This is a genomic window from Lactobacillus fornicalis (assembly GCF_055362665.1).
This window is the reverse complement of sequence record NZ_JBLTIM010000008.1, coordinates 61,901-76,216: the sequence shown is the minus strand read 5'-3', so window position 1 is coordinate 76,216 and position 14,316 is coordinate 61,901. Positions and strand designations below refer to the sequence as shown.

11 protein-coding genes are annotated in these 14,316 nt (G+C 31.4%); 3 read left to right on the top strand and 8 right to left on the bottom strand.

The features are described from left to right. Positions 1–354 precede the first annotated feature (354 nt). The 4 genes from ACNDLV_RS02615 to ACNDLV_RS02600 form a co-directional block, all read right to left on the bottom strand. Positions 355–1,356, bottom strand: a complete 1,002-nt coding sequence (locus ACNDLV_RS02615) for a LacI family DNA-binding transcriptional regulator (protein WP_006587355.1) — start codon at positions 1,354–1,356, stop codon at positions 355–357. A 212-nt stretch (positions 1,357–1,568) separates the two neighbouring features. Continuing rightward, entirely contained in the window at positions 1,569–3,749 is a 2,181-nt protein-coding gene (locus ACNDLV_RS02610) for an alpha-galactosidase (RefSeq protein WP_006586880.1), read from the bottom strand. A 13-nt stretch (positions 3,750–3,762) separates the two neighbouring features. Next, positions 3,763–5,175 (bottom strand): PTS transporter subunit EIIC, encoded by a 1,413-nt coding sequence (locus ACNDLV_RS02605; RefSeq protein WP_006586881.1) that lies wholly within the window; start codon positions 5,173–5,175, stop codon positions 3,763–3,765. A 285-nt stretch (positions 5,176–5,460) separates the two neighbouring features. After that, positions 5,461–7,401, bottom strand: a complete 1,941-nt coding sequence (locus ACNDLV_RS02600) for a sucrose-specific PTS transporter subunit IIBC (protein ID WP_034530359.1) — start codon at positions 7,399–7,401, stop codon at positions 5,461–5,463. Between the two features lie 245 nt (positions 7,402–7,646). Between ACNDLV_RS02600 and ACNDLV_RS02595 the strand changes: the two genes are divergently transcribed. After that, positions 7,647–9,098 (top strand): sucrose-6-phosphate hydrolase, encoded by a 1,452-nt coding sequence (locus ACNDLV_RS02595; protein WP_006586883.1) that lies wholly within the window; start codon positions 7,647–7,649, stop codon positions 9,096–9,098. Further along, entirely contained in the window at positions 9,098–10,078 is a 981-nt protein-coding gene (locus ACNDLV_RS02590) for a LacI family DNA-binding transcriptional regulator (protein ID WP_006586884.1), read from the top strand. Before ACNDLV_RS02595 ends, ACNDLV_RS02590 begins: the two co-directional genes overlap by 1 nt. Positions 10,079–10,108: 30 nt before the next feature. On the opposite strand, the gene pcp is transcribed toward ACNDLV_RS02590, so the two are convergent. Further along, positions 10,109–10,756, bottom strand: coding sequence for a pyroglutamyl-peptidase I (pcp, locus tag ACNDLV_RS02585; protein WP_006586885.1), 648 nt, complete (start codon positions 10,754–10,756; stop codon positions 10,109–10,111). A gap of 272 nt (positions 10,757–11,028) precedes the next feature. Here pcp and ACNDLV_RS02580 point away from each other — a divergent pair, with 272 nt between their 5' ends. Beyond that, positions 11,029–11,160 carry a hypothetical protein gene (locus ACNDLV_RS02580; protein ID WP_006586886.1) on the top strand — a complete coding sequence of 44 codons (132 nt, stop codon included), beginning with the start codon at positions 11,029–11,031 and terminating at the stop codon, positions 11,158–11,160. Positions 11,161–11,194: 34 nt separating this feature from the next. Here ACNDLV_RS02580 and ACNDLV_RS02575 read toward each other — a convergent pair whose 3' ends face one another. The 3 genes from ACNDLV_RS02575 to ACNDLV_RS02565 are packed head-to-tail and all read right to left on the bottom strand — an operon-like array spanning position 11,195 to position 14,186. Further along, entirely contained in the window at positions 11,195–11,527 is a 333-nt protein-coding gene (locus ACNDLV_RS02575; protein ID WP_006586887.1) for a YxeA family protein, read from the bottom strand. Further along, a complete protein-coding gene (locus tag ACNDLV_RS02570) occupies positions 11,524–12,192 on the bottom strand; it encodes an ATP-binding cassette domain-containing protein (RefSeq protein ID WP_006586888.1) in 669 nt (222 codons plus the stop codon). Before ACNDLV_RS02570 ends, ACNDLV_RS02575 begins: the two co-directional genes overlap by 4 nt. A 14-nt stretch (positions 12,193–12,206) precedes the next feature. Further along, positions 12,207–14,186 (bottom strand): bacteriocin-associated integral membrane family protein, encoded by a 1,980-nt coding sequence (locus ACNDLV_RS02565; RefSeq protein WP_006586889.1) that lies wholly within the window; start codon positions 14,184–14,186, stop codon positions 12,207–12,209. Positions 14,187–14,316: the final 130 nt, after the last annotated feature.

Genomic DNA, 14,316 nt, shown 5'->3' with positions numbered 1-14,316 from the left:
TCTAGTTAATTAAATAGTTAAAATATAAATTTTAGTCAGTTCCTTAATTGGAGCTGATTTTTTTGATTTCTTTCCAATAAAAAGCATTGCAATACAAGATCAATAAAGCACAACTTATTAACTCCAACTCAAGATCGGTATCATGTCTTAAGTAATATGATTAAAAACTAAACATAAATAACAAATTTAAAATTCAAATAGGCACTCAATAGAAAAAACTATAGATTATAAATTACTGATTTAAATCCGTGACAAATATCAAGATATGGTAAACCAAAAGCTAATATATATAACTATATACAGCCTGAGAATTGTAATAACAAATAATTGACTATCCTAATACATATAAGATTACTACTTAATATTTAAATTTAAAGTTGATTCTCTTTCAACTACATATGATTCCATTTCGTACATATGTGGTTTTGTATGATAGTTTATTTGATTAATCAGTACTTGTACCGCTTTTTTGCCAATCGCTTCCAATGGTTGTGCAAGTGATGTTAATCTTGGATTCATTTCTCTAGCTAACAGTGTATTGTCAAAACCGGCAATTTTAATATCATTTGGTATGTCATACCCTTGCATTTTAAAAGCATTTATCGCTTCACATGCTGATATATCATCATTTGCAAAAAATACTTCACTTCCAATTTCTTTATTACTTATATATTCTTTTACTGATTCTGCAACTAATGTTGCATTCATATTTTTAGGTGGATTACACTCAATGATATCTGTTAATTGCACTCCTTGATTTTTTAAATAATCTTTAAATCCTGCAAATTTTCTAGCTGACGTCGAATTACTAATTGGACCAATATATCCAATTTTCTTAAATCCAGAATTGATAAAATGCTTTGCAATTTGTTCTCCCCCTTTATAGTGAGAGATATATATAGAATTGAAATTATTAATTTTTTTTGTAATTACAGTAACAGGTATAGATATTTTCTTGTATACAGAAACACTTTCTCTTTCAGATACAGGTACGGCGATGATACCGTCCACCTTTCTTTTTTTATATTCGGCAATAATATTTTTTTCTTTTTCGATTTTTCTATTTGTGTTAGAAATTACAATACTATATCCTTCATAAAAAGCCTGGCGCTCTATCGCTTCAATAATTTCGCTAAAAAATGGATATGCAATCTCAGGAACAATAACACCTATCAAGTTAGTACTATTTCCAGCCAAACTTTGAGCAATCATATTTGGTTCATAATTCATTTTTTTTACCCAGTACATGACTTTCTTCCTTGTATCCGCTTTCACTGAAGGATGATTTGAAAGTACTCTAGAAACTGTTGCTCGTGAGACGCCAGCTTTATCTGCGATTTCTTGCATACTAGTCATTAAATTTTCCTCCTTGCTCATTATAAATATAATATTATTTTAAAAAATATGATAGCACAAATAATCTAGACCTCCTTAATATTGCTTGATTTATTATTAAAATAAACCCAAATATTTATCCTAATATTTTTCGGATTAAATATTTGGGTTCATTTTTGTGTAACTAAATATTATTTGAACTATCCTTCTTAAATATACTACTAATTCAAAATTTATATTCTTCTAAATAACCATTGCTTAGAATATCCATCATATTTACAACTACCTTTTGATACTCCTAAAGCATACAATTCATCACCTTTATATACTCTATTATTTTCAACATCTAAATAGTTAAAATTTACATCAAGATATGGAATACGTAATCTTTTCGCTACAGTATTTGGTTGTGCCATGATTTGAACATATGATACCAATATCTCATCTTGTTTCTCACTAATATACATCCATGCGTATTCATTTGTTTCATCAAGGCCTTGTAGCCTATACAAATCACCCAATTGAACTATAGATCTTATTTTTTTATAAAATAAGATTTTATTCTTTAATATTTCTAATTCATCTTTTCTTAAATTGTTTAAATCTAATTCAAGACCCAAATTTCCCCACATAGCAACCGTTGATCTTGTATCTAAATTTGTTATTCTGTTTGTTTGATGATTTGGTACAGCAGATATATGACAGCCCAACGAAACTGAGGGATAAATTAACGATGTTCCATATTGGATAGGTAAACGTTCAATAGCATCTGTATCATCACTTATCCATATTTGTTGCATGTAATACAACATGCCCGGATCACATCTTCCTCCTCCACCAGCACAACCTTCAATTATCACATTAGGAAAACGCTTGGTCAAATTTTCTAATATAGAATATAATCCAAGAATATATCTATGCGCTTGCTCCTTTTGCCTTTCAGATGATAAATAGGTAGAACCAAGATTTGTAAAGTTTCTATTCATATCCCATTTTACATAGTCAATAGAATAAACCGATAAAAAATTAGATAATATCTCTGTAATATACTCGCATACAGCTGGATTAGAAAGATCTAATACATATTCATCCCTAGACTCTTCAATACGTCTATTTTTAACTTGAATAACCCACTCAGGATGTAAGCGATATAAATTACTATTAGGAGATACCATTTCTGGTTCAAACCATAGTCCAAACTTTATTTTATTCTTTTTAATTTTATTTATTAAAGTATCCAGATTTCCACCTAATTTAACTTGATTAGGTACCCAATCACCAATAGAAGAAGTAGTATCATTTCTTTTTGCAAACCAGCCATCATCAATGACAAATAATTCAACACCTATCTCGGAAGATTTTTCAGCTAAGTTTAATAAACTTTCTTTAGTAAAATCAAAGTAATTAGCTTCCCAACTATTCAATAAAATAGGAGGGGTACTATTTAAATATTTTCTTGAAGCCAAAGTATTTCTATATAATTTATGAAAAATTCTTGACATCTTCCCTAATCCTTCATTGGAATACACCATCACTACTTCAGGAGTTTGGAAAGACTGTGAAGGATCTAAAATCCACTCAAAATCAAAAGGATTTATTCCTAATTGGACCCTAGTATTTTTATGCATATCCACTTCAACTTGTCCTAAAAAATTTCCACTATAAACAAAATTTAAAGCAAAAATTTCACCATACTCTTCGTTAGTTCCCCTCGTTGCCAGTGCTATAAATGGATTTTGACCATGACCACTAGCTCCACGTGCACTAGAAATTGATTGAGAACCTTGAACTAGATGTCTCTTATTAATATGGCATTCCCTTCCCCAAGCACCATTTAACTGAAACATATCTAAATCACTAAATAATAAATCAATTGACGCTGAACAGACTTTTTCAATATAACAAGTTTCATTACTTAAATTTTCTATTTTGACTGATTGAGTAATTGCATCATATGCGTCAAAAACAGAAAATGTCAATGTGATTTTTATTTTTTTTATTTTATCTATTAAGATTAAATCAATAGATTCACTTTCTTTAGAAATAATAGTAGGTAATCCCTTTAGTTTTTTCTTAGTTTTATAAATTTTGTAGGAGTCATATCTTAAATCTGTAATTCTTGAACCATCTTGATATCTTATTGAAAATGCAGGCTCTCTCAAGTCTGAATAACCATAAGATGGATAAATTTGTGGCATCTGTTCTAATTTAAAGTCTTTCACACCATTTGCATCTGCCAAATAACTTGCTCTATTTAATTCTTTTAATACATAATCTAAATTTGTAGGAGATATTAAGCTACCCCAATGTAGTATAAATAAATAATCATACTTATTTTTTAATAAAACAATACTAGTATTATTTGTATTTAAAAAATAATATTTTTCATCATTTTTTTCAATAACATAAATCACTTAATCATCCCTTCTATTCACTCATTACCTCTTTCGGCACAGCAAAAAGCCAAGTAGTAATAAAAGCGGTAATAAAGGTGGCTGCCGCCAACACTATATACAGTATTAATTGTTTAGGTGAATAAACATAAAGTAAAATACCTGGTATAGTTGTAATTCCATTTCCTGTTCCCTGTAATCCAATAATCATTGCAAGCATACCAGCAATTCCATTTATACAACAGCTTAAAATAAATGGAGTTACTTTATATCTTAATAAAACTCCAAATAATGCTGGTTCACCAATCCCTAATAGTGCAGAAACAGTAGCACTTGGTCCTATAGCTCTCACTTCCTTCTTTTTCGCTTTTAATGCAATTGCTAAACATACACCAGCAGATGAAAATCCACACATACATAAAATTGCATTCATTGGATTAAATCCTGTGTTAGCTAATAAGCTAATTTCTAGCATATTTGAAATGTGATGAACTCCAGTCAAAGTTATAATTGACCAAAAGAATCCTATAATCAATCCACCAATTCCAAAGGGTAAATGTAGCGCAGTTTTCATAAAGGATAATAAAATTAATTCAACACCATGTAATATAGGACCTATAATTAATAAGGATACCAGTAACATTATTAATAGTACTAAAAAGGGAGTAATCATGAAATCAAATGTAGCAGGAACTAATTTTCTCAATTTTATTTCTAGCTTAGATCCAATCCAACCTGCAACAAACGCCGGTAAAATGCTTCCCTGATAGCCAACAACAGGAATAATTCCAAATAAATATAGTGGCGTAATACCGCTTGAAGGATCAGCTACAGAATAAGCGTTAGGTAATGCAGGATTAACTAACATAAGTCCTAAAATCAACCCTAATATCGGTGATCCACCAAAGACTCTAAATGTTGACCAACAAACAATGGCAGGTAAAAATGCAAAAGTTGTTGCTGATAAAACATCTATTAATACCAACAAAATCTTTGGAACTTCCTTGATTGTCATACCAAATAAAGAAAGGAAATTATTATTAAATAATGCACCTTTTAATCCTAAAAATAGTCCAGTAGCCACTAAAACTGGAATTATGGGGACAAATACGTCTCCAAAAGTTCTGATAGCTTTTTGAAATTTATTTTTACCAGTTAACTTAGCTTTTTTTGCTTCAGCAACTGTAGTTTCACCAACACCTAATTTAATAACTTCAGAGAAAACTCTGTTTACATGTCCAGTACCAAAAATTATTTGGTATTGACCTCCTGTAAAAAAGGTTCCTTTAACTCCTTCAATTTTTCCAACTTCTTCTTCATTTATTTTTTCTCTATCATCAACAATCAATCTTAATCTTGTTGCACAATGTTGAGCAGATTTAATATTTTCATATCCACCGACAGCCTTTATAACTGACTTAGCAATTTTTTTGTAATCATACGCCATGTTACTATCCTCCTTGGTTGCATTTTTGAAATAATGTACGCGCGTTCATCTAAGATTATAATATCAAAAAGCGCTTACTTTGTCGATGCTTTTAGATAAATAATTCTATTTATAACTCATAGGCCTTAAAAAAATATATACCTATCTCAAACATTTTTGAAAATAATTCTTTCAGCTAATGCCAAAACTTTTTATACTATTTATTTAAAAAATGAATTTTTTAACAACAAAAAAGATGAAACCTAGCTTTTATACTAGATTTCATCTTTTTTACTTTATTAATTTTTAGTGAGCTGTAACAGCGATTAAATTGTCGCCAGCTTTAACTTTATCGTTTTGAACTCTGTCAACTGAAGCATAATCATTAGTATTAGTTACAATAACCATTACAGTAGTATCGTAACCTGCTTCCTTAACAGCAGCTAAATCAACTGTTCCAAGCTTGTCACCTTTCTTAATTCGTTGACCTTGCTTTACAAAGCTTTCAAAATGTTCACCTTTCAAGTTAACAGTATCAATACCGATGTGAATTAAAATTTCAGCACCATCATCTGATTTAAGACCGTAAGCATGCTTGGTTTCATAAGCAACAGTAACTTCCCCATCAACTGGTGAGTAAATATTACCATCAGCTGGAATAACTGCTGCACCATCACCCATTAACTTAGCTGAGAAGACTTGATCATGAACACTAGTCAAGCTTACTTCTTTACCATTAACAGAACTAGCAATAACTTCATCACTTAATGAAAGTTGCTTTTCTACTTTTTGTTCAACAGCAGTTTGCTTTTCAGTTGCTTCTGTTGCTGCAACAGGAGCCATATCAACAGTTTCTTCTTTTAAGTTCTTTTTACCATACATGAATGTCAAAGCGAAAGCAACTGCAAAGCTAAGAATTTCGCACATTACATAAAATGGAATTGAACTTGGGTAGATTGATAAAAATCCGATAAAACCAGCAGCACCCATTGAAGCTGCGATAACCTTAGTTAAACCAGCAACCATTGCTGCAACACCTGAACCAATTAATGCACAGAAGAATGGGAACTTGTATTTAAGGTTTACCCCAAACAAAGCAGGTTCAGTAATACCTAAGAATGCTGAAACACTTGCTGATGATGCTAAACCTTTCATCTTCTTATTCTTAGTTAAGAAGTAAATTGCAAGAGTTGCTGCACCTTGAGCAACGTTAGCCATTGAAGCTACAACGAAGATAAAGTCACCAGATCCAACATGGTTCTTAGCAAATTCTGTAACTAATTGTGTTTCAATTGCAGGGAAGCTTTGGTGAAGACCGGTAGTAACAATTGCTGAATAAGTCAAACCAAAGACACCCATACCAATAAAGCTAGTTGTATCGTAAAGCCATACAATACCTTGAGTTAATAAGTCTGAAACTTCTTTGAAAACAGGTCCAATAACAGTGAATGTTAAGAAACCAGTAATCATTACTGAAAGAAGTGGAGTAAAGGTAAAGTCAACTGCTTGTGGTAAGATCTTGTGGAATCTCTTTTCAAGAATTGATAATACCCAAATTGCTACTAAAACTGGAACAACTTGATACTTGTAGTTGGTTTGCATTACATGGTATCCCAGAATGTCCCAATACTTTGCAGTAGCACCTAAATCAGGAGATGTCATAATCATCCCGATTGCAGCACCAAGGAATTGGTTAGCACCAAATCTCTTAGAAGCTGAAATAGCTACTAAAATTGGCAAGAAAATAAATGGTGCTGCAGACATTAATTGAATAATATCTGAAAAACCCTTAACAGCTGCATTCATTTGAACAATTGATTTAGGTCCAAACAAGCCAGGTTGTGTTAAGAAGTTATTCAAAGCCATTAACAAACCACCTGCAACTAAGGCAGGAATGATTGGTACAAAAATGTCTGACAATAACTTAATGAAGGCCATTACAGGGTTAAATGGCTTACCTTTGTCAGCAATTTTCTTCAACTCTTCTGTTGAAGCTTCTTGTACACCTGTTAGTTTTACTAATTCATCATAAACAAAGTTTACATCCCCTGGCCCAATAATAATTTGATATTGGCCATTAGTCTTAAATGTACCTTTAACATCTGCATTGTTATCAAGTGCTGCTTGATCAACTGCGTCAAAATCTTTTAAAACTAATCGTAAACGGGTCGCACAGTGTGCTGCTGCTACTAAATTATCTTTTCCAACAGCAGCAACAACTTCAGAAGCAACCTTCTTGTAATCCATTGCCATGTTTACACGTCCTCGTTTCTAAAATAAATATTTGAAAGCCCTTACAGCTACTATAATACTTTATAATATTTTTTCTGTCAATCGTTTAACATAAATTTTCTTACTAAAAAATGTAAAAGCTTTCCGAAAAGGTTTACATTATTGATAAATTAGTATTTATTAATTGCTAAGCGCTTGACATTTTATAGGGACAATAATGTAAAATAAGATTATAAATTAAATAAACAAGGAGAATAATTATGGAATGGTCAACTGAAAAACGTTACTTACCTTATGAAAAATGGTCTGCCAAGACTTTACTTGAATTACAATCACAGGCAAGTAACTCACCTTATCAATTGCATTATCATATTCGTCCAAAAAGTGGACTATTAAATGACCCCAACGGCTTTTCCTATTTTAATAATGAATGGCATGTATTTTATCAATCATATCCTTTTGGTCCAGTTCATGGTTTAAAATCTTGGGAACACTGCGTTTCAAAAGATTTAGTTCATTGGAAAGATTTAGGAACAGCTATTTATCCTGATACAGAATTAGATAGCCATGGAGCTTATTCCGGTTCAGCAAAAGTTATTGATGATAAGTTATTCTTAATGTACACAGGTAATGCTCGAGACACTGAATGGGTTAGACACCCACACCAAATGGGTGCTTTTATGGATAAAAATAACCATATCGAAAAATTACCTAATTCATTAATTGAACAACCACAACACACTACAGATCATTTTCGCGATCCCCAAATTCTTGAACATAATGGTAAATATTACTGTATTTTAGGAGCTCAAGATAAAGCTACGAAAACTGGAAAAATTGCCCTTTTCGAAGCAAAAGATATCAAAGGACCTTGGCATGATCTAGGATATATTGACTTCACCAATGAAGAAATGGGTTACATGATTGAATGTCCTAACCTTGTTTTTATTGATGAAAAACCTGTTTTAATTTTTTGCCCACAAGGATTAGATAAGGCAATTGTTAAATATGAAAATATTTATCCAAATATGGTCTTAGTTGGTGATAAATTTGATTTCACATCTGCTCAATTTGATAGTAAACATTCAATCCAGAATTTAGATGATGGTTTTGATGTTTATGCTACTCAACCTTTTAATGCGCCAGATGGTAAAGTATATGCCTTGAGTTGGGTGGGCTTGCCTGATTTAACTTATCCTACTGATATTGAAAACTGGTCAGGATGTTATAGCCAAGTAAAAGAATTGAGCCTTAAAGATGGTCAACTAATTCAAAAACCTGTTTCCACCATTAAAAATTTGCGTCAAGAAGAAGTAAATTTCACTGGAGAATTAGACACTAAGAATCAATACGAACTTAAATTAGAAGTTGCTGCCAGCCAAAAGACCACTTTGCACATTGCAGCAAATGAAACCAATACTGAAAGTTTGAAATTACACATTGATACTGCAAATGGAGAATTAATTCTCGACCGGCAAAATAGTGGCTTTACTGTAAATGAAAAATATGGAACTGAGAGAGCAATCAAATTACCACAAAACACAACTTTAGACTTAGATATTTTCGTGGATCATTCATTAATTGAAGTATTTGTAAATAACGGGGAACACGTATTAACGGCTCGCTTCTTCCCTAAAAAAGGAAGCAATAAGCTTTTATTAGATGAAAATATCAAGTTTAAAGGTCAATATTGGGAAATGGCAGATATCTAATGTCTGTTAAATTAACCGATGTTGCTAAATTAGCTAACGTTTCACCAACTACAGTATCACGAGTTATCAATAATTACGGATATATTAGTGAAAAAACGCGTAAAAAAGTTTTTTCTGCAATGAACGAACTCAATTATCAACCTAACTCCCTCGCCCGCTCTCTACAAGGGAAAAAAACTCGCTTAATTGGTGCAATTGTTCCTAGTTTAACTAACCCTTTTTTTGCTGAATTAGTCAGTCGAATTGAAGAATTGCTTAATCGCAAAGATTACAAACTAATTCTCTGTAATGCTGTACAAGATTCTAGCCATAAAGAACGCGACTATCTTAACATGTTAAAGGCTAATCAAGTTGATGGAATCATATCTGGCACTCACAATTTAGATATTACTGAGTATCAAGAAACAGGCCTGCCAATTGTTTCATTTGACCGTAATCTCGGTCCGGATGTACCAGTTGTCAGTTCAGATAACTATCAAGGTGGTTGGGTTGCCACTAACAGTTTAATTAATTCAGGTTGTAAAAAAGTGGCTTTTTTTGGTAATATCAAGGGGTCTAATAATCCAACTGATTTACGTCTTAAAGGCTATCATGATGCAATCATTGAACATGGTCTACAAGAAATCTTAGTACCAATGAATTTTTATGAATCTGCTAATTTAAAAAAGATGGCATTTCAAAAGCTACTTAGTAAGCATGAAATTGATGGCGCCTTTTTTACTGATGACTTTTCAGCCAACTTATTTTGGCAATATAGTCGCTTCAACCATTTCAAAGATTGTGAGCGAATTAAGGTCATTGGTTATGATGGCACATCAATCATGCGGCAACTTAATCCCGATCTTTCAACAATTGCCCAGCCAATAGAAGAAATTGCTAACTTATTAGTAGATCTTTTAATAAAAAGAATAAATCATGAAGAACTTTCTGATTCAAATTATGTTTTACCAATTACATTAGTAAAAGGTAACTCGATATAAAAAAGGCTTTTCACATTGTGAAAAGCTTTTTTAGTGGATACTACCTTCAATTGTATTAATATCTCCTTGTCCATCCCGCTCTACAATTGCGCTAATTGCAGCAATTAAACCTTTAATATCATCAGCTAATGACAAAGATGGCATTTGCGGTTTAGAAATAACTTGTTCAGGCAAATAAGGAATGTGAATGAAGCCAGCTTTAATATCTGGGAAGAATTTTGCCCTTTGATATTGAACTTGATAAAAAATATGATTACATACAAAGGTACCTGCACTATTTGAAACAGTTGCCGGCAGACCTACTTCTCGAATCGCTTTAGTCATTGCCTTAATTGGTAATTGAGTAAAATAAGCCGTCGCTCCATCTGATTGAATAGTTTGATTCAAAGGTTGATATCCCGCATTATCTGCAATTCTGCCATCATCAAGATTAATTGCTACTCTTTCAGGTGTAATAGCAAAGCGGCCTCCTGCTTGTCCCACATTTAAAACGTAGTCTGGCTTATAATTTTCAATCGCCTCTTTAACTACTTCAGCACTTATATTAAATTTGGTAGGAATTTCTAATTTAATTATTTTAGCTCCAGCAATATTATCTGGTAAACGTTTTACTGCTTCAAGTGCAGGATTTATCCTATCTTCACCAAAAGAATCAAATCCAGTGACAAGAATCTTCATAGCTATCCCTTCTTACTAAAATATCTAAAAACTTATTATCCAAATCTTATCATAAAAAAATCAGATAGTGCAGTTTATTTGTATTATATTTTTAATCTTGATATAATTTAAACAAATAAGTTAAAGGAGTGATTAACATGATTCTTTTTGTTTACAGTCGTTAAGTTCATATTTTAATTAAACAAAGCGAGGTTGAAAACTCATGGTAAAATTACGTTAAACATCAATTCTCCAAAATGTCATAAGATATTTCTACAATATGAGGTACTTCAATGAGCAAATTAAAGAAGAAAAATTTCAACCCAAGTAAATCAAAGATTCATGTTAAGCAAGCATTAAAAAATTATGCTGGCAAAAAGGGGAAAGCCATTCATAGACTAAATATCCCTAATAAATCCGCTTAACTTAAAAGTGAGAGTTTTTCAACTCTCACTTTTTTTATTTTTGCTTAGCTTTTTCAAATTTTTCCTTGGAAATATAACTTATTTTTTCAACATACTGCCCTTTATGAGTAATTTCAATATATTCTTTGCTATTATCATAGCCGCCAACTTCAGAAAGTTTATATGATAGATTCTCGCCAGTTTTTGGATTTATTGCTTGAACTTGATAATAATTTTGCGTTCCTTTCTTTACTTTGGCATAACTAGTAGTTTTCTGAATAAAAGGATTAAATCGATCTGTTTGTGGTGTATGAACAAAGAAAAATGCAAAAATCGCTACAACAATAACGCCTGTAACTGTTAACATAACTTTTTTAAACGTGCTCATTGTCCTTCTCCTTCATTTTTAATTAGTTTTATTTTCTTTTCTTGAACTTGAATAATATAATCACATTTTTTCCAAACTTGTGGATCGTGTGTTGCAACTAAAATAGTTGCATCAGAACCAAAGTCATTTAATAGGTGCTTTAAAATTATTTGGGCATTATCTGGATCAAGTGAACCCGTTGGCTCATCAGCAAAAATAATTTTTGGCTTTTTCAAAATAATTCTCGCAAGTGCTAATCTTTGTTGCTCTCCACCACTTAACACAAAAACTTTTTGACTTAAATTTAAATAATCCAAATCAAGCAACTTAAGAACAGATTTCAATTTTTCTTGTGCCACTTTTTTAGATATCTTTTGATTTGCAAGTCCAATTAATAAATTTTGTTCAACTGTATCTGTATCAATTAGTCCATAATTTTGAAAAATAAAGCCAAAGTAATCTTTACGGAATTTAGCCAAATTTGCTTCCTTAACTACTTGGCCATCTATCTCAACTTGACCACTACTTGCACTTTCTAATCCGCCAATGATATTTAATAAAGTAGTCTTACCTGAGCCACTTTTACCAATAATTGCATAACTCTTGCCAGCATGTAAATCAGCCGATACATTTACAAAGATTGAATGATTCCCAAAGCTTTTACTAATATTTTTTAATTTAATCATTTTAATTACCGCCCTTAATTGCCATGGTTAATTGTTGTGAGTAAGCCTCGTTCAGCTCGCATCGCCAACACAATAATTGCACTCGTTTCCAAAATCAAATAGGCTATTAAGCCAAATATTAAGATCCAATTAATACCACAAAAAATTGCTACTAAGATTGCAACGCCAATATCAATTAATAAATTAAAACTTGTAAATTTTAAAACTAAGTCATAATTTGATATGCCGAATACTTTTCTAATTGCCATCCGAGGACGTTCTTTTTGCAAAAATGAAGAAGCAATAAAAATCATCAAGAAAAATAGCTGACCAATTGAAAGTACGATAGTAAGTGATAAAATTGTCAATTTCCTTGAAATTGTAATATTGAAGTTTGACAATCGTGTTTTAGCATCAGTAATCCCTACAATATAACTTTGCAATCCCAACTGACTGAGTTGTGTTTTTAATTTCTGCAAATTCTTAAACTGAATCATTCCTTTTGTCGCGCTAGAAAAATAGAAATCATTCGATAATAAACCCGAATCAACTATAAACACTGGATTAGTTGAAATAGAATCGCTAATTTCTTTACCTATTAAGTAATTGAAAACTTGGCCAGGATTTTTAATCAAAATATATTCAAAATTGAGTTTTTGCCCTTTTCTTCCACTCAACTCTTGTTGAAAGCTAGTATAGTCGACCACATTTTTCTTAATTTCAGATAATTTAGACTTATGAGTAATTGGGACAAATACATAAAGAGTCTTGGCTTGATAGCGTAGTTTATACAAGTCCTTCCCTGTTAAATCTTCTAATTTATTATATTTGAGGAAATTCTTATTAATAATTAATACATTTCCATTAGTAACATCAAAATTATTGCTTGCAGGATGATACTCCTGATTGGTTCTACTAATAATTACATCTGAATTTTTAGCGACCAATTTTTTAGTTAAGTTACCCAATTTATCTTCTTCTGCCCTATCCTGTGGATCAACATAACCATACTGGATAGTATAGCCACTGCCTCGACTAATCCACATATTCATAATATTCTGGTCGTCATGTAAATTTTTTACGCTTGAATATAATATAAATAAATTAAAGAAGACCACTATTAGTAAAACTATCTTTAACAAGTAACTTACTGCAGTTAAAGCAGCAGAATATGTCTGTCCTTTAATTGCTGCACCTAACTTTGCTAACAGTAAAGGAAAATAAGATAGCAATTCTAATAACAGAGCAAAAATTAATAATACAAGTTCTAAAATTAGTCCATACTTTGCAAAAAAGATAATTCCTGTCAGGTTCATTTCCCAACTAGTAACCACGCCAAAAATGATTATCAAAGCACTTAGTATAATAGCAAAAGGCCGACTAATATCTAATAAATCCCTAACTAATATTTTGAAAAAATTCCAACCATTAAGTCGTAAAATTGCATATTTTTTCAGATTTGCTACCTTTTCCATAACACTAACAGTAAAGAAAATTGCGAATACGCTAATAAAAATCAAAAGATAATTTAGGATATTTTCATTGAAAAAAGCAACTTTCCAAAAATCATCCTTACCTACTTCAAATTTAAGGCCATAGTCCGTTAATTTAGATTGCAATTTAACAAATTCAGATGATGAAGCATTAGTATAGTATTCTCCTTTAAGATCTAACAATTCCACTTCCTTACTAGAAAACTGCTTCACAGCACTATTTCGATAAAGTGAGGCATTATATGGTAAATCAGAGTTAAAAACATAGATTGATTTAGTTACTGAATTATTTATAGTATTTTGTCTAATTAAAGTTAGTTGGTAGTGGCCCTTTCGAGCCACCTTCTTTAGTTCAAAAAATACTTGTGCTTTATTGGCCTTCTGCTTATCGCCATATACTTTTATAACATTTTGCTCTCCTGGAATTGTTTCTAAATCGTATTGCCTAATTACAGTACTTAATAAAAAGAAAGCTACAATACTAATAATCGTAAACAAACTTAATTTAATTGTCTTGAACATGATTCTTCTCCCACATAACAGGCGATTTATTGTAATATTGCAATATAACTGTATACTTAAATTATATCTGAAGAATTAGTCTTTTTCAAAAAAACGCTTTCATGCAAAAACAAAAAAAGACAGCTCTTTC